17 protein-coding genes are annotated in these 15,681 nt (G+C 69.2%); 6 read left to right on the top strand and 11 right to left on the bottom strand.

Features of this window, described 5'->3' with window-relative positions; genetic code table 11:
• Nucleotides 1-195 precede the first annotated feature (195 nt).
• The gene (locus tag AB0959_RS41860) at nt 196-888 is read left to right on the top strand and encodes a haloacid dehalogenase type II (RefSeq protein ID WP_366832110.1); all 693 of its coding nucleotides are present in this window, start codon (nt 196-198) and stop codon (nt 886-888) included.
• A 401-nt stretch (nt 889-1,289) separates the two neighbouring features.
• The gene (locus tag AB0959_RS41855; protein ID WP_366832081.1) at nt 1,290-1,430 is read left to right on the top strand and encodes a hypothetical protein; all 141 of its coding nucleotides are present in this window, start codon (nt 1,290-1,292) and stop codon (nt 1,428-1,430) included.
• A 104-nt stretch (nt 1,431-1,534) separates the two neighbouring features.
• Here AB0959_RS41855 and AB0959_RS41850 read toward each other — a convergent pair whose 3' ends face one another.
• The 4 genes from AB0959_RS41850 to AB0959_RS41835 all read right to left on the bottom strand — a co-directional run bounded on the left by AB0959_RS41850 (nt 1,535) and on the right by AB0959_RS41835 (nt 4,757).
• Nucleotides 1,535-2,248, bottom strand: coding sequence for an integrase core domain-containing protein (locus tag AB0959_RS41850; protein WP_366832109.1), 714 nt, complete (start codon nt 2,246-2,248; stop codon nt 1,535-1,537).
• A gap of 214 nt (nt 2,249-2,462) precedes the next feature.
• Nucleotides 2,463-3,524 (bottom strand): macro domain-containing protein, encoded by a 1,062-nt coding sequence (locus tag AB0959_RS41845; protein ID WP_366832080.1) that lies wholly within the window; start codon nt 3,522-3,524, stop codon nt 2,463-2,465.
• A gap of 37 nt (nt 3,525-3,561) precedes the next feature.
• On the bottom strand, nt 3,562-4,257 hold the full coding sequence (locus AB0959_RS41840) for a DUF4433 domain-containing protein (RefSeq protein WP_366832079.1): 696 nt from the start codon (nt 4,255-4,257) through the stop codon (nt 3,562-3,564).
• Nucleotides 4,258-4,427: 170 nt separating this feature from the next.
• Complete coding sequence (locus AB0959_RS41835) at nt 4,428-4,757, bottom strand: hypothetical protein (protein ID WP_366832078.1); 330 nt, start codon at nt 4,755-4,757, stop codon at nt 4,428-4,430.
• Nucleotides 4,758-5,609: 852 nt separating this feature from the next.
• Between AB0959_RS41835 and AB0959_RS41830 the strand changes: the two genes are divergently transcribed.
• Both AB0959_RS41830 and AB0959_RS41825 read left to right on the top strand, forming a co-directional pair.
• Nucleotides 5,610-6,044, top strand: a complete 435-nt coding sequence (locus AB0959_RS41830) for a hypothetical protein (protein ID WP_366832077.1) — start codon at nt 5,610-5,612, stop codon at nt 6,042-6,044.
• A 169-nt stretch (nt 6,045-6,213) separates the two neighbouring features.
• On the top strand, nt 6,214-6,567 hold the full coding sequence (locus AB0959_RS41825; protein ID WP_366832076.1) for a hypothetical protein: 354 nt from the start codon (nt 6,214-6,216) through the stop codon (nt 6,565-6,567).
• A gap of 305 nt (nt 6,568-6,872) precedes the next feature.
• On the opposite strand, the gene AB0959_RS41820 is transcribed toward AB0959_RS41825, so the two are convergent.
• Nucleotides 6,873-7,529 (bottom strand): hypothetical protein, encoded by a 657-nt coding sequence (locus AB0959_RS41820; protein WP_366832075.1) that lies wholly within the window; start codon nt 7,527-7,529, stop codon nt 6,873-6,875.
• Between the two features lie 74 nt (nt 7,530-7,603).
• On the opposite strand from AB0959_RS41820, the gene AB0959_RS41815 reads away from it, so the two are divergent.
• Nucleotides 7,604-7,852: a hypothetical protein gene (locus AB0959_RS41815; RefSeq protein WP_366832074.1), complete on the top strand. Its 249-nt coding sequence runs from the start codon at nt 7,604-7,606 to the stop codon at nt 7,850-7,852.
• A gap of 438 nt (nt 7,853-8,290) precedes the next feature.
• Nucleotides 8,291-8,842, top strand: coding sequence for a GNAT family N-acetyltransferase (locus tag AB0959_RS41810; RefSeq protein ID WP_366832073.1), 552 nt, complete (start codon nt 8,291-8,293; stop codon nt 8,840-8,842).
• Here AB0959_RS41810 and AB0959_RS41805 read toward each other — a convergent pair.
• From AB0959_RS41805 to AB0959_RS41780, 6 genes are all read right to left on the bottom strand, one after another.
• Nucleotides 8,839-10,479: a serine/threonine-protein kinase gene (locus AB0959_RS41805; RefSeq protein WP_366832072.1), complete on the bottom strand. Its 1,641-nt coding sequence runs from the start codon at nt 10,477-10,479 to the stop codon at nt 8,839-8,841. The genes AB0959_RS41810 and AB0959_RS41805 overlap by 4 nt on opposite strands.
• Nucleotides 10,480-10,655: 176 nt before the next feature.
• Complete coding sequence (locus tag AB0959_RS41800) at nt 10,656-11,231, bottom strand: DUF3455 domain-containing protein (protein ID WP_366832071.1); 576 nt, start codon at nt 11,229-11,231, stop codon at nt 10,656-10,658.
• A 59-nt stretch (nt 11,232-11,290) separates the two neighbouring features.
• Complete coding sequence (locus AB0959_RS41795) at nt 11,291-12,094, bottom strand: SGNH/GDSL hydrolase family protein (protein ID WP_366832070.1); 804 nt, start codon at nt 12,092-12,094, stop codon at nt 11,291-11,293.
• 212 nt (nt 12,095-12,306) lie between these two features.
• Entirely contained in the window at nt 12,307-13,584 is a 1,278-nt protein-coding gene (locus AB0959_RS41790) for a TAXI family TRAP transporter solute-binding subunit (protein WP_366832069.1), read from the bottom strand.
• Nucleotides 13,581-14,981, bottom strand: coding sequence for a HAMP domain-containing sensor histidine kinase (locus tag AB0959_RS41785; protein WP_366832068.1), 1,401 nt, complete (start codon nt 14,979-14,981; stop codon nt 13,581-13,583). The genes AB0959_RS41790 and AB0959_RS41785 overlap by 4 nt, the downstream gene beginning before the upstream one ends.
• Nucleotides 14,982-14,996: 15 nt before the next feature.
• Nucleotides 14,997-15,665 carry a response regulator transcription factor gene (locus AB0959_RS41780; protein WP_366832067.1) on the bottom strand — a complete coding sequence of 223 codons (669 nt, stop codon included), beginning with the start codon at nt 15,663-15,665 and terminating at the stop codon, nt 14,997-14,999.
• Between the last annotated feature and the right edge of the window lie 16 nt (nt 15,666-15,681).

The raw sequence follows: 15,681 nt of genomic DNA, 5'->3' as shown, positions 1-15,681 counted from the left end.
CTCTCCGGGGCGGCCGTTTCTCCAGGAACAGCACGATGCCCGCCAGGCCGAGGGCCGCGTCGCGCTGACGAGCGCGACCTTCGCGTCACCATCTTGACCGGTGACGCGGCGGGTGACAGGGTCGTCACCTGTTGAGCCAGTGACGCGGCACGAACAGGTGATCGCCAAGAGATGTCCGAGAACCCGGGAGAACGCATGGCCGAGATCCGCGACGTCGAGGTCGTCGTCTTCGACGTCCTCGGGACACTGGTCGACGAGCCCGGCGGGCTTCGAGCGGCGATACGCGAGGCCGTACCCGCGTGCGACGACGCATCCGTGGACGAGCTGCTCGCCTTGTGGCAGCGGTATGTGGAGGGGGAGCAGCACCGCATCGCGCAAGGGCACCGCCCGTACGCCAACACCGAGATCATCGATGGAGAGGCGGCGGGCGGCGTGGCCGACCAGGCCGGACTCGCCGATCCGGCGACCATCGCCCGGCTGGCCACGGCGGCCCGACGCCTGCCTCCCTGGAGCGACTCCGTCGCCGGTCTCGAACGGCTCGCGCGGCACTTCCCCGTGCTCTGCCTCTCCAACGCCGGCCGCACCACCCTGATGCGGCTCGGCGCACATGCCGGGCTCCGCTGGCACCAGGCCTTGTCCGGCGAATCCGCTCTGGCCTACAAGCCGGCCCAGGAGGTCTACCAGCTCGCCCTCGACACCGCCGGATGCCCACCGGAACGCGTCCTCATGGTGGCCGCCCACGACTGGGACCTCCGCGCAGCACAGGCGAGGGGCATGCGAACCGCCTATGTCCAGCGTCCGGTAGGCGATCCGCCGACGGGCTCCGACGCCTTCGACTGGCAGTTCAACGGACTCGACGAACTGGTCACCGCTCTGACGGCACCGTAGCCAGGCGGGTTCGCCTCGCCGCGCCCGGCATCACGCGCGCCCTCGCCGCGCCCTCGGCCGGCGGGGGCTCCGACCAGTAAGGGTCACGTAGCGCCCGGCCAAGCTCGGCAGCCGTGACACGCGTAGCGCGAGGAGGGCTTCTCCGAGGGGAGACATCGAGCCTCAGCACGGGGCCGGGCCTTCCAGCTCGGCCCACACGACCTTGCCCCAGGGTTTCCGGTCGTATCCCCACCGCCGACTCAGGGCATCCACCAGGAACAGACCTCGCCCGTCCTCGGAGTCGTCGTGGGGTCTTGCCCATCTCCGGAACGTCCTGAGAGCTGTCGGATACGCCGATTCGCACAAGGCCCTCAGCCGGGCGCGTGACCACGACACGGACTACACGGCATTGGGTGTGGTCGATGGCGTTGTTGAACAGCTCGGCGACGATCTGCATCCCGGCCTCGGACAACTCGTCTATGCCCCAGGTACTCAAGGCGGAGGAGACGAGCATGCGGGCCCGGCGGGCGGATTCCGGCTCGCACGGCATCGTCTCGGTGTAGCCGGGGGTGCCAGTCGCGGTAGGTCGGGCTGCGGTCATGGCCACAGGAACATCCCTTCAGGGGTGGGACGCCCGCCCCCCCCCCACGAACGGGATGACACCGAGTCAACGACCTTTTACCCAAGAGGAACAGGAAAGGTCGGGCAGCGTCGCTTCGTCGATGCGGATGCTCACCTGCCTTCCGCCCAGGATCTCCGCCGCCAGCACCTGGCGCCCGGCCAGGCCCACCAGCCCGCTGTTGTTCACGGCACGGTCCACCTCGAACGCGGCACCATCCCCGGTCGGCAGCGGAGACGGCCCCGCCGCACGCCCGCCCCGAGCCGCCAATAGCGCCAGATCCGCCACGGACAGATGCGACCGCACCGTCTTGATCCGCGACCCGGCGACCAGCAGATGGATCACCTGCGTGTCCGCCCAGAACGTCACCGTGAGCCCCGACCGGGCCGGACCCAGCCAGAACTGCTTGCCCGCGACCTGCAGATTCCCACACGCAGGCACCACCCGCTCGCACTCCACCGGCCCGACATGCTCGACCGGCGCCAGCCCATCCGGCCCCTGATCCGACAGCTCAGCCACGGCCACGACCGGCTCAGCCGGTTCCGCGGCAACAGGCGCCACTACAGGGGCCGACCGCTGCTGCGGGACGAGTGAGAGCACCCCGGGCACCTTCAGGCCCAGCACATCCCGCTCCTCCTCCGGAACAGGCGTGAACCGGTCCCCCGGGCTCTGCATGTCCAGGGCCTGATGCGGACGCGAGGAGTTGTACTCCTCCACCCACGCACCCAGCGCCCGCTGAGCCCCCGAAGGAGCAACGAGCACCTGCACCAACAGTCCTGAGTCCTGAGAGTCCTGAGTCCGATATCGTGCCGGTACAGGTGCATGACTCAGGCAGGGGAGGTGGACCACAGCAGGATGAGGCCCGACAGGCCCGGCCCCCGGGGTGCTTCGAGGCTAAGGCCGCGAGTCGTGCCATTCGCGTGCCAGATCCAGCGGGGACTCGCGGGGAAGAGCGGGGACCAGGCCACAGATCTGTTTACAGCAGGTCAGCCTCATGCAGGCGTTGCCATGCTGTTTGGACATGGGCCTCTGTAAAGAGGCGCTCCTTTCGGTGATTCCATGCCCTAATGCACGCCGTTACCGATTCGGGGCTTGGCGGAGGCGTCACTAGTTCTTCAGCAGCGAAGAGAACAGTACTCAAGAGTTCCATACCGAACGCGTCTTCGAAACCTGCTGTTAGAACTTCGAACCTGGCTGCGATTTTTTCGAACTCTGGGTACTGCTTCAGGAACTGCTCAGCTTCATTGACAGAGTCTTTGTTGAGCTCCAGAATTGCCTGAGCTCCACTGGTGCCGTCGCCAAAACCCGTGACGAAGTGACCTTCCATCGCAGAGACTGCCCTATCAAGGGGCTGCGAGTACGGGCCGTAGACACCTTTCTCGAAGTGAAGCCCCAGCGTTAGATGCAACTTCTGCAGAAGGTAGGCAACTTTGTGCGCCTCAAGAAGCGAAACGCGTGACTCAAAAGCAAGGCCGCGTGAAATACCACTTCTGATGTACCGATCGAGCGCAGCGAGAAATGCTGCGCGTTCACGCGTCATTGCGGGTGCCTGAGTGGCGTTTGGCATCGATGAAGCATTGGGAGCCCCAGACGGCTCGTAAACGCGAACCTCGACCCCGGGGATAGTTCCCAGAACTTGACGGATCATTGGCTCGACTTCATGCCAGGAAAGTCCGCCATTTCCACAACCGAGGGGTGGTACTGCGATGGACTTGATCCCACGCTCGACAATTTCGTCACGCAGTGCTACGAGCCCCGAGGCGACGTCTTCGATCCGTGAGGGCGCGCGCCAGTGGCGCTTCGTCGGGAAGTTGATGATGAACCTTGGGCCGCCCACTTGCTCGACCTCGTGTACGTGCATCCGGCCGACCATGACGGCGCCACGATCGCAGGACGCCTTGTAGTCCTTGAAGTTCTCCGGATAGGCCCGCTTGAACTGCAAGGCGATGCCCTTGCCCATGACGCCCACGGTATTGACCGTGTTAACAAGGGCATCGACATCTGCTAGGAGCAGGTTGCCGGTGCCGCGCGTGATCATCGCTGTCCTTCCTTGGGGCTCGTTCGTTACCGCCAGGTCAGTAGTACCACTCGGGTCTGACACTCACCGGAAGCTCCGCCCCTGCCTCCCGCAGTAGGTGTCGTACCTCCTGGGCGTGTTCATGATCGTAGGTCGCCACCTCATGCACAGCTGTCACGGGCAGATAACCGTGCACTAGTAGCTCCGCCATGCGCCGGCGCATGCGATCTCCGTCGTCGGCCGTGTTGTTCCAGTACCGTGCAGCCATAATCTCCCAGTCGACAACGCTTGGCATCATGCTCAAGTCGGTGAAGTGCCTGGTGATCGCGCTTGCACAGTTGCCGTCACTGAACACGTAAGGCCTGTGGGACTCCACGACGCCGTCGACGGACGTGACCAGGTAGACGAGTGGAGGCTGCCCGTCCTGGTAGGTGGCCACGCCGCCCCGGCTGATTACGTAGAGCATGGGGGAGCGTGGGGCAAAGTAGAACGGGACGTAGTCGGCTGGACAACCGTATGGCGGGACAGTGATCTGTCGCGACCGCCGTTCAGTTTTGACCGCCCTGTCTCCGCACTCTCTCAGCACGCCCCCTCGGCCCTGCATGACGGTGTCCGAGACCAACTGCTTCTCGGCGAGGATGTCGCGCAGGTTGCTCACGTGCGTGAAGTGGAACAGCGGTTGTTCCCCAACGTTCATCACAAGAGCTGAGTAGACCACAGTTGTGACTGGCGACGTCAGCTGCTTGACCGTCAACCATGCCTCGTGGCAGTTACTTTGACGGCAATCCTTGACGGCGACGGCAGTGGACGTTGCCGTATCCGAAGGTACAGTCCTGCACCTTGCAGGCCACGACAGTGGACCGCGTTCCTGGCCTGGATACTCGCGGAAGGAACTCCTAAAGCGGTGCTCACTCTCTACACCGCTCAGGACGAGGACGTGAAGCCAATGGACTGGCCAAGGTGGAACGAGGAGCCCGGAGCCGTCGGAGTCCAACCCTCACGCAAGGCAAGCCGAACAGTCGCGGCGACACCGGACGGCAGTACAGGCTCAGCCTCGCGACCGATCCAGTTACTCGGATGCGGCTGGCCGGTGATGACCACGAGCGTCATGCCCGGGGTGTCCGCATGCTCGACCGCGAACGTGCACGGCGACCAGGCCAGCCCTTGGAAGTACGTCGGCCTGCCCCGCAGCCGCCAGCGGTACACCGTGCCGTCGACAACGATCCGTCGTGATCCCTTGCGGACCAGCGCCATGACTCCCCCTTCAACAGCGAGGATGCTACCGAGCCCGGCCCCACCGTCCGTCTCAGTTTCCGTCTCATTCAGCCCCGTTCACGGCCGTTCAAGCGAGACCCGGAGCCGCTCCCGCCGTGATGGCCGACCGTCCATGAACCCTGGTGAACGCCCCCGCACACACCCCGCCAACCAACCACCACAGTTGGAAAGCGTGTTGAGCAGCGATCAGTCTCCTCGTGGTCCGCTCGGGTCGCCCCGCTGCGCCCGAGACGTCTGACTGTGGATGCCCTGCGGCTTGTCCTGGCGTCATGCTGGTCGGGCGTGAAGCGACGAGGTCTCGACAGGGGCACGGCGCACGGCCGCCACGATCGAAGCAGCGTTGGCAGTCGGGCCCGGAGTTCCGTCGCACGACAGTCGGGGGTCTTCGTCGTCGTGGATCAGGATCGAGTGGAAGCCAGGGCGGGCTTCACAGGTTGATCATGCTCGCGACGCGTATGCGTGTAGTCGGTTCGCCTGGTCCTCAGGTTCTCCTCAGAACTTTTGAAAGTCCTTTGGCTCGCTCCTGCTCGCTGTCATGATCGCAACCGCTGCGAATGGTGAGTTGATCGCAGCTACCCCATGCTCCCCTGACCAAGGAGATTCGCTGTGCGCTCTCACAGAGTTGCTTCTCTGTTGATCGTTCCCAGCCTTGCCATAGCCGTGTTGGGCGGCGCAGGCCCTGCCCTGGCGGAGGACCAGGACCCCGCCGCGGCAGAGACGCCGGTTGTGGAGACCGCTCCGCCCGAGGAGGGGGACCTCGTTGAGGATGGTGCCCCGGAGGCTGAGGCACCTGCGCCGACTGAGCCGGCCCCGCCGGGTCAGCCGGTTCCCATGAGCCAGGCATGCATCCCCGGCTACCAGTACCACGCCACCAGCAAGGGCAAGAACTACCACAAGGGCGTCGGTGCCGAGCAAGCCAACTACAACGGCACGTCGAGGACTGCCCGTTCGACCTTCACCTCCGAGACGGAAGGCGAGGTCGGAATCGGCGTCAGCGGTGAGCTCAAGGTGACGGGCAAGGCGGCGGTCATCGAGATCGAGGGCAAGTTCGGCGTGGAGCTCTCCGTGAAGCTCCGGACCAGGATCGGCAACTCCATCAGGGTGGATACGCCGTCCAGGAAGACCACCTTCGCTCGGTACGGTGTCTACCGGCTGAAGAGCAAGGGTTACAGCCAGTACGTCTATGTCAACTGCACCAAGGGCGTGAAGCACAACACGACGCTCTACACCCCCCGGCGTGTCGGCTGGGCCATCTGGGAGCGATGACATGCCTCGCCGAACTCTGACTGCCCTGAGCCTCCTCTCAGCTGCGCTGCTCTTGCCTGTGACGGCCTGCTCATCGGACGACCCCAAGGCGGAGCAGCCCACGAAGTCGTCCGAGCCGAGCCCGGATGCAGAGGCAGAAGCCCCGTCCGAAGACTCCACGCAGCCTTCCGTGGCGCAGCCTCCGGAGCTGGACGACACCGAGACCATTGCCGCCGAGCAGGCTGGGACGCACGGGAATCGCAGCATCGAGTTCGGCAAGGGCAAGAAAGGCGACGCGCTCATTGTCGCGGTGCGATGCCAGGGCAAGGGGACGATCAACGTCACCGTGAAACCCGCTGATGTCTCGTTCCCTCTGGATTGTCTCGACAAGGAAGTGAGCACCACCTACAACCAGGTTGGCGTCTCTGGAGTGGAGAGCAGAGGGACTGTCTCCGTGGAGGCACCCACGACCGTCCGGTGGTCCATGACTGTCGGACGCGGCGAGCCAGCAGCTGAGGAGAGCCCAGACCCAGCAGCCGCATAGTCGCAGCACACTCGACGCGTGCGGTACAGCAACGCAGTACCGCAACCACAGCAACCAGCTATGCCCGGCAGCGTCGCTCCGTGGCCGCAGAGAGACTTGTATGTCCCTGGCTGACCGATCCACATAGAGCTACGGATCAGAAGGCTTCTGACATCCACGGCTGACATCAACGACGCCGGACAGAGACGTACACCAGCGCTGCCGTCCGGCCGTCGCACCAGTCGACGGCAGCAGCGGGAGCGTACTCGGATCGAACTCCTAAAGCGGTGGTCGGGCGGCAAGCTGATCGGTGGCAGGCGGCACTCCTACCCGAGAGTCGGAGCGGCTGCCACCAACATGCTGCTGCTTGAACCCGTATCGGCGGCGGCCGTGGTGGGGTTGATGCTGGATTCCTCTGCGACCGTTGTCGCCCAGCAATCTCCCCAGGTCGCCGCCCAGTCGCCGCCCAGGTCGCTGTGGGGGTCGAGATCCTCGGGCTTGCCTGTGATGCCGTACGCGTCGAGGAGTCGTCGCTCGACTCCGAACGGTTCTCCCAGGGCGAGCGCCGGGTACTCGCTGATCCAACGCCTGAGGATCCGTCCGCGTTCGGCGATCAGCCACGCCTCCCCGTCGTTCTGCTCACTGTGGAAAAAGAGCTGGGCTCTGCCGAAGTGCGCGCTCAACTCCCGGCACAGATCAGTGACATGCCCTGTCTGCTGCGGATAAGGCAGGCCGAAGTACGGCCCGACGAACAGGGTCCACCCCTGCATCGGAGGAGTGACGACGACTGTGGAGAACGGCTCCTCCTCGTCGTGTGCCACCTCGTCGATGAGTGCCACGCCGTCGGTCCAGGCTGTCTCCCGTACATCCATCAAGCCGAGGGCCTTCACCACCTCCGCCTGATCCGGGGTCTGAACCGCGAGCCATGAGAGCCAACAGGCGCGTATGAGTGGTGCGGAATCGGACGTCCCCATGACCTGCATCGTAGGTGCGTGGCCGCTCGTAGGCTTGAACACTCTCCGGCCCAGTTGAACGTGGGCCGAGTAGGGTGCCGCGCATGACCGCGTCCCCTGACCACGTCAGCAGCAGAGAAGGCCTTGCGTGCTTTGTCCGGGCCCTGCACCGCAGCCAAGCTGAGGAGGGCGACTCGTGGGAGAACCAGGATCTCGCGGGGTTCCTGGAGGCCCTTGCCGCATGGATCGACGACGCGGATGGCTGGTACAGCAATGCCGGCCGCGAGTTGCCCGCCAACGGCGACTGGAGCTTCTTTGCCCGGGCCCTACGGGCGGCAACGGTGTACGAGTAGGACTCGCACGTTTGGCCATCGTCAGACGAAGCACCGGACGGACGTGCCAGATGCGTGCCAGATCTCACGGGGAACCGCGGGGAACCCCGGGACCGAGTTGGCAACTACCCGGACCGCGCTTCAGGTGCCCCGCAGGTCAGAACAGTTACCGCCTCCCAAAGACCCGAGCTTCCCAAATTGATGGATCCCTGCCCGCCTTGGCGCCCTCGGTCCGTCCAGCCGTGCGTGACCCAGTATCAGCCTCCTGATCGAGACTCGGTCATGGGTAGCCGTCGACTTCGAGACTGTGGCGAACACATCCAGGTTGGACGGCAGCCCCCGCCGCATCGTGGTCGGGTACCCGGTCCGCGTCTCGGTGGCCCTGGCCCAGTAACTGTCGGGCGGCTCGGGCGGCCAGTAAGTTACGTCGATCGCAGACGACCGGAGGAGAAGGCCCCTGTGACGACGCGACACCCGGAGCGCCACACCGAGCGTCTGTGGCTGCGTCAGTGGAGAGAGGCGGATCTGGACCCGCTTGCGGAGATCGACGCGGATCCGGACGTCATGCGGTACATCGGTGACGGCTCGCCCGGCACCCGTGAGCGGACCGCCGCGGCGCTGGCCCATGTGCGCGCGGCCTGGGACGAGCGCGGCTACGGGCTGTTCGCCGCCGAGGAGATCGCGACCGGGGAGCTGATCGGCTGGGTGGGTCTGGCCGTTCCGGCCTTCCTTCCCGAGATCATGCCGACGGTGGAGATCGGATGGCGGCTGCGGCGCAACTCATGGGGCCGGGGCTATGCCACCGAAGCGGCCCGGGAGGTCCTGGCGTTCGCGTTCGACGAGGCGGGACTGGATCGCGTCGTCAGCATCTGCCATGTCGACAACCACGCCTCGACACGGGTCATGACCAAGCTCGGCATGACCTTCGACCGCACCACTCGCGTCCCCGCCCACGGTCAGCCGGTCCAGGTCATGTCGCTTTCCCGGGAGGGATATCACTCGCTCTCCTAGGCCGCCCGCCAGACCGTCATGTCCGCGGTCACGAAGCTGACCCCGCTCGTCGGCAGCGCGGTGGACTTCACCTGGATCACGAGCAGCGCGATGTCTCCGGAGGGGTGCTTGACGCAGATCTCGCTGCCGGCCGCCGCCGCGGCCAGCGGGAAGCGGTGGCTCTCGGCGCCTCTGAGGGCGACGCGGCACGAGTCGAGGGAGGCGCCCGGCTTGCCGTACAGCATGGTGATCACGCTGCGGTCGCTCTCCAGGGCGCAGTCGGTCTCCCCGCAGACGAAGCGGATGTCCCCCTTGAGGTTCTCTCGCCTGGTCGGCTCCTTGATGCCCAGTGAGGTCTTCTCGTCCAGCCACTGCTGGGGGTACGCGACGGTTTGAGGTGCCTCGGGCGCGGTCGAGGAGGAGCGGGACGAGGGGCGCGACGCCTCCGCTGTCCGGCCGCCGGCTCCCGCGGTCGGCGTGGACGCCGAAGAGGACGCCGAAGAGGACGCCGGCGACCGTCCGGACGCCGCCGAACCGGGGGTCGAGGACGCGGAGGACGCGGACGTGTCCCCGTCGCGGAACCGGTCCGCCGCCTCCATGACCGTCCACACCGCGCCCGTCAGCAGCAGCGCGCCCGCCGCCACCGCGGCGGCCGTGATCAGCGCGACGCGTCTTCGGCGACCGCGCCGCCCGTCCGGCACCGTCGGCGCCGGACGCGCGACCAACGGCAGTGTGTGCACGGGGGTGGGAGCGGGGACCGGATCCGGAACCGTCACCCCCGGCCCCGCGACCTCCCGCCAGACGGCCGGTCCCGCGCCCGGGCCCGCGTCGGCGCCCAGCCGCTGCCGGCACCACTCGACGATCTCCGCCGGGGCGGCCCGCTCCGTTGGGTCGGCGGCCAGGCACCGGGCGATCAGCGGACGGAGCTGCTCGGGCAGCAGGGACAGGTCCGGCTTCGAGTGAACGATCCGGTACAGCACACTGGCCGAGGGCCCGTCCCCGTAGAGGGGCTCGCCCAGCGCCGCGAACGCCGCCGTCTGACCGAGCGCGAAGACATCGGTCGCCGCCGTCACCTCACCCGCGAACGCCTGCTCGGGAGCCATGAACTGGGGCGTCCCGACAGCGGCGCCCGTGGCGGTGTGCGAGGTGAGGTCAGCGGCCAGGGAGATGCCGAAGTCGATCACGCGTGGCCCGTCGGCGGCCAGCAGCACGTTCGACGGCTTCAGGTCCCGGTGCACGATTCCCGCGCCATGGATGGCCTGCAGGGCCTCGGCGACTCCCGCCATCAGCCATAACACCGCCGGCACCGGCAGCGGTCCGCGCCGGGCCACTGCCTCTGACAGGGAGGGCCCGGGCACGTACAGTGTGGCCAGCCAGGGCGGCACGCCGTCCGCGTCGGCGTCGATCAGCTCGGCGGTGTACGCGCCCTGAACCCGCCGGGCCGCCTTGATCTCCCGGCTGAACCGCCGCCGGAAGGCCGGGTCGTCGGCCAGCTCCGGCCGTACCACCTTGATCGCCACCGGCCGGCCACCCCGCGTGTGCGACAGGTAGACCCGGCCCATGCCTCCCGCGCCGAGCCGTGCGGCGAGGCGGTAGCCGGCCACCACGGGCGGATCGTCCCCTTGAAGCGGCTGGAACACCTCAGTCGCGTTGCTCACCGGCCCTCGCCCCCCTGATCCCCTGATCCCCAGGCCCGCTGCCTGAGCCCCCGAGCCCCCGCTCCCCTGACCCAGCAGCCTAAAGGTTGTCCGCACAACGAAGACGACAAAGGCCCAAGTCGCGGACCTGGGCCTTCGTGTGTGCGCGGGGGCACGTGCCCCCGCCTCTCACCTCGTCACTTGGCGGGCTTGTAGAACGCGTAGGTGGCGGAGTAGGGGACGCTCACCTGGTCGGTGCCGGAGCAGGCGGTGGTGGGGGCGACACCGCCCCTGGTGTTGAGGCGCTGGATGTAGGAGACGTCGGCGAACATCCCTGCGCCGCGGGTGGCGGTGGACTGCAGGAGGAGTTCGGGGATGGTGCCGGTCTTGGGGGAGCTGGCGACGGCGGCGGCGTTGACGGCGCTGCCGTCCACCGTGGACACCCAGACGGGGCCGCGGGAGTGGAGGGCGACGGTGCGGCGGGAGCGGTCGTTCTTGGCCCAGAGGGTGGCGGCGGGCTCCAGCAGCTTCCAGGCGCCGTCGGTGCAGGTGTACGTCTGGACGCCCTCGGCCCCGAAGACGCCGGTGAGCCGGTTGCCGTCGGGGACCTTCAGTGCGGCGGGAGCGTCGACGGCGGGGCGGGCGGACTGCGAGGCGGACTGCGAGGCGGGCTGCGAGGCGGCCGCCTGGCCGACCGTCGCGCTCAGGAGCGTCCCGGCGGTCACGGCGGCGAGAGCGGTGGTGGTCAGGACGAGACGCTTGGTGAGCTTCATCGAGTGTGTCTCCAGAGCGAACGACGAGCGAACGATTTCACGGGGTGGACAGGGCCGGGTCAGCCCCAGACGCTGCTGAGCCTCGCGGCGTAACCCTTCGTGTAGCCCGCCGCGTTGGGGTGGAAGATCTCGGCCTGCCGGGACAGGTCGACACCGTTGATCCACGGGTCGGCACCGCACGCCCCGTGGCCGTCGAACTGGCTGCGCATGTCGATGAAGTAGACGCTCGCGGACTTGGCCGCGGCCTGGGTGCCCTCCGCCAGGGCGTCGGCCATCCCGTTCATGGAGGTGCGCTTGGCGGCGCTGAGGTCGATCTGACCGCACGACCCGGTCGAGGCGAGCGCCCGCGGGTAGCCGAGGACGAGGACCAGAGCCTTGGGCGCGCGGGTCTTGATGTCCTTGTAGAGGACGGCGAGTTCCGTCACCATCTGGTTCCTGGCGTAGGACGACATCCAGTTCGTGGCCGTCGCGCAGTAGCTGTCGCTCTGGGTGAGGCACGCCTGGACCACGGAGGAGAACTGGGCGTCGTTGCCGCCCACCGTGAGGGTGACGAGAGAGGTCTTCTCACTCAGCGCGGACAACTGGTTGTTCCGCACGTCGGCCATCGTCGCGCCGCTGCAAGTGACGTCCTTCAGCGCGTACTTGGGGTGGGCGGCCGCGTACAGGCGGGGATAGCTGTTCGGGCTGCGCTTGCAGTCGCCGCTGGAGGCGTCGTACGGGGCCGCGCCGACCCCGGACGCGTACGAATCGCCGAGCGCGACGTACTCCGCTCCCGTATCCGCCTGGGCGGAGGCACTGGCCGCAACTCCCAGGCCGGCGAACGCCATTAAGCCGGCGACGATGGCCGACGTCAGTCTTCGCATGACTTCCCTCTGGCTCGTGGAGCCCTGAATCGATGGACGAGGACGCACAGCGGTGTGCCGGCCGAGCCGTTCCAACGGCCCGTCAGGCACTGACCTAGAGGGCGCGAAGACGGTCTTGGTTCCGCGCGAAGGCCGTCCGTCGTTCCGCGGGAAGGCCGTCCTTTGTTCCGTGGGGAGGCCGTCCTTCCGGTACGGCCGTCCGCCGCGCCGCGCTAACCGTGCAGTTCGCGGTAGGCGACGACCGCCCCGGGGTGCAGGGGGACGACGCCAGTGGAGATCAGGCTGCGGACGTCGAGGAACTGGGTGCCGAGGGCCGTGGTGGGGACGAGGCGGGTCGCCCGGCGGACCAGGACGCGGGTGAGGGCGGCGGCGACGGGCACGGGCAGGTCGGGCCGGCACAGGAGCAGGTTGGCCACGCCGATGGTGGCCACCTCGGGCGTTCCCCGGTACGCCCCCGCCGGCACCGTCACCGCCTCCAGCCCCGAGCCGGCCCGACTCGTTCCCGCCCGACTCGTGTCGTCGCGCAGCCGGGGCAGCAGGCCGGCCAGGGGCAGCAGGCGGATGCCTGGCCGGGTGTCGAGGCCGGACAGCACCGGCAGCGGTACGCCGCCCGCCACCAGGAGGGCGTCGATGGCGCCGTCCCGCATCGTGCGCGCCGCCTGCGGCATCAGCAGGTGGCGGACCCGTACGTCGGTGCCCGGGGTGAGGCCCGCGGCGCGCAGCAGACGGTCGCCGAGCACGGCACCGCCGGACGCGGGCGCGCCCAGGGAGACCGTGCGCCCCGCCAGGTCGGCGACGGCGCGGACGGGTGCGTCGGCGCGCACGGCCAGCTGGACGTAGTTCTCGTACACCCGGCCGATCGCGCGCAGCGGGACCCGGCGGCCGAACGGTGCGGAGCCGCCGTACGCCGCCCACGCGATGTCGGCCAGCGCCAGCGCCACCTCGGCCCGGCCCGCGTGGAGCAGCCGTATGTTGGCCACGCTGCCCTCGCTGCGAACCACCTCGCAGGACAGCCGGGGGTAGACCGCCGTCACCTGGTCGGCGAGCAGCCGCCCGAAGGCCGCGTAGAACCCGTCGGACTCGCCGGTCGCGATCCGCAGCTCGCCCTCCGGGCCACGGTCCGCGTGCCGTGCGTCGGCCGTCGCGGCGCCCGCCAGCAGTCCGGTGCCGGCCGCGCCGAGTGCGGCGCGCAGGACGGTGCGGCGGGCGGCGGGCCGAGCGGGGCCGGTCATGCCGCCTGCCCGCGCCATGCCGTCTGCCCGCGTCATGCCGTCTGCCCGCGTCATGCCGTCTGCCCGCGCCATGCCATCTGCCCGCGCCATGCCGCGTGCCTGCTCACCGGTCGTGCCCCGTAGCCGCTCGCCGTTCGTGCCCTGGGGCCGCTCGCCGTTCGTGCCCTGGGGCCGCTCGCCGTTCGTGCCCTGGGGCCGTTCGCCGGTCACGCCCCGTGCCCGCCCGCCGGTCACGCCGTCTGCCCGCCCGCCGGTCACGCCGTGCGTCCCTTCGGGGACGCGGGGACGACGACCCTGACCCGCAGGCCGTGCGGCTCGGCCGGCGCGAACTCCACGTGTCCGCCCCGTCCGGCCACCAGCCGCTCGGCGATCGCCAGGCCGAGGCCGCTGCCGCGTACGTCGCGGTGGCGGTCGGAGCGCCAGAAGCGGGTGCCCGCCCGGGTGAGTTCCCCGGGGTCGAGGCCCGGCCCGTCGTCCCGCAGCTCCAACACCGCGTCCGGGCCCTCGGTGAGGCAGCGCGCCTCCACGCGGGCGCCGCTCCCCGCGTACTTGATCGCGTTGTCGAGCAGGATGTCGGCGACCTGGGCCAGTTCGCCCTCCGTGCAGGTCATGGGGACGGCGGGACCGGGGACGAACGCCAGGTGGACGCCCGCCCGCTCGGCCACCGGCTGCCACAGCTGTGCCTGGGCCGCGGCGACCGCCGTCGCGTCACAGCATGCGCCGCGCACGTCCGTGACGGACAGTTCACCGGCGCGGTGTTCGGCGTTCGCGAGGGCCAGCAGGTCGTCGAGGAGGTGCTCCATGCGTTCGAGTTCGGCCGTCACGCCGGTGTAGGTGCGGCCGGCGGAGGCGGGCAGGCGGGACTGGAGCGAGTCGATGCGCAGGCGCAGCGCCGCGAGCGGGTTGCGCAACTGGTGCGAGGTGTCGGCCACCAGGCGGCGCTGCTGTTCCAGTGCCGTGGTCACCGCGTCGGCCATGCTGTTGAAACCGGTGGCCAGCTGGCGCAGTTCGGGTGGGCCGCCGGCCCGGGCGTGTTCGGCGGGCAGCCCGGCCGCGAGCGCGCCGACCGCGCGGTCGAGGCGGTGCAGGGGGCGTACGACCCAGTGGGTGGCCCTCCGCGCCAGCAGCACGCAGGCCACGGCGAACAGGCCCGCGCCCGCCAGGACCAGCGCCCAGCGCAGCGCGATGTCGTCGGCGGCGGCCCGCACCGAGGCGCGCAGCACCACGGCGCCGGACACCCGCGTGCCGGTGCCGACCGGGCGGGCGAGCAGCTTGTCGGCGCGGGACCAGGGGCGCAGGGTGCCGCCGGGCGAGACGCGCTGGTTGCGCAGCGCCGCGTCGACGAGGCGGGCGACGGCCGGGTCGGCGGCGCGCATACCGCCCGTCTGCACCACGGGGGCGCGGCGGGCGTCGACGACCACGACCGCCTCGCCGTACAGCTCGGTGTAGCGGGTCACCTCGGCGGTCAGCGCGCCGGTGTCGCCGCTGACGGCGGCCTGCTCGGCGAGGCCCGCGAAGCGGTCGAGGTCGGCGGTGCGCGCGGCGACGAGCTGCTGGGTGCGCTGGGACGCGCTGACGCCCAGCAGGGGTACGGCGAACCCGGCCACCGCGAGCACGGCGAAGGCCAGGACGACGGTCAGTACCCGGGTGCGCATGACGGCCCTGCCGGTTCAGCCGCCGAAGCGGTAGCCGAAGCCGCGGATGGTGGTCAGCACCTCGGGGCGGGCGAGTTTGGCCCGCAGCTGGGTGAGGTGGACGTCGAGCGAGCGGGACACGGCCAGGTAGGCGTCGCCCCACACCTCGTCCATGAGCTGCTGGCGGCTGACGGCGGTACCGGCCCGGGCCGCGAGCGCGGCGAGGACGGCGAACTCCTTGGTGGTCAAACGGACTTCGGTGCCGCCGACCGACACCCGGCGCGCGTCGAGGTCGACCTCGACGTCACCGGCGCGCACCGTGCGCGGTGCCGGGGCGGCGGGTGTGGCGGGTGTCGTGGCGCGGCGTATGACGGCCTCGATGCGGGCCAGCAGTTCGGCCAGCCGTACCGGCTTGACCAGGTAGTCGTCGGCGCCCAGCCGCAGACCTCGCACCACCGACCGCTCATCGCCCCGGGCGGTGAGGACGACGACCGGAACACCGCTCACCGCGCGCAGCTTGCGCAGCACCTCCAGGCCGTCGAGGTCGGGCAGGCCGAGGTCGAGCAGCAGCAGGTCGGCCTGGCGGTGGCGGGCGAGGACCTCCTCGCCGCGCCGCACCCGGGTCGGCAGGTGACCGTGCTCGTACAGGACCTCGGTCAGCGCACCGGCCACACCGTCGTCGTCCTCGGCCAGCAGTACGCGCACGGTCGCCTCCCTCACG

It is taken from the genome of Streptomyces sp. NPDC046862 (genome assembly GCF_040704615.1).
Lineage (GTDB): Bacteria > Actinomycetota > Actinomycetes > Streptomycetales > Streptomycetaceae > Streptomyces.
This window is presented reverse-complemented; position numbering and strand designations above follow the sequence as displayed.

Coding starts and splice junctions, on each gene's coding strand:
- AB0959_RS41860 (WP_366832110.1), top strand. CDS start 196: ATGGCCGAGATCCGCGACGTCGAGGTCGTCGTCTTCGACGTCCTCGGG.
- AB0959_RS41855 (WP_366832081.1), top strand. CDS start 1,290: ATGGCGTTGTTGAACAGCTCGGCGACGATCTGCATCCCGGCCTCGGAC.
- AB0959_RS41845 (WP_366832080.1), bottom strand. CDS start 3,524: ATGATCACGCGCGGCACCGGCAACCTGCTCCTAGCAGATGTCGATGCC.
- AB0959_RS41835 (WP_366832078.1), bottom strand. CDS start 4,757: ATGGCGCTGGTCCGCAAGGGATCACGACGGATCGTTGTCGACGGCACG.
- AB0959_RS41830 (WP_366832077.1), top strand. CDS start 5,610: ATGAGCCAGGCATGCATCCCCGGCTACCAGTACCACGCCACCAGCAAG.
- AB0959_RS41820 (WP_366832075.1), bottom strand. CDS start 7,529: ATGCAGGTCATGGGGACGTCCGATTCCGCACCACTCATACGCGCCTGT.
- AB0959_RS41815 (WP_366832074.1), top strand. CDS start 7,604: ATGACCGCGTCCCCTGACCACGTCAGCAGCAGAGAAGGCCTTGCGTGC.
- AB0959_RS41800 (WP_366832071.1), bottom strand. CDS start 11,231: ATGAAGCTCACCAAGCGTCTCGTCCTGACCACCACCGCTCTCGCCGCC.
- AB0959_RS41795 (WP_366832070.1), bottom strand. CDS start 12,094: ATGCGAAGACTGACGTCGGCCATCGTCGCCGGCTTAATGGCGTTCGCC.
- AB0959_RS41785 (WP_366832068.1), bottom strand. CDS start 14,981: ATGCGCACCCGGGTACTGACCGTCGTCCTGGCCTTCGCCGTGCTCGCG.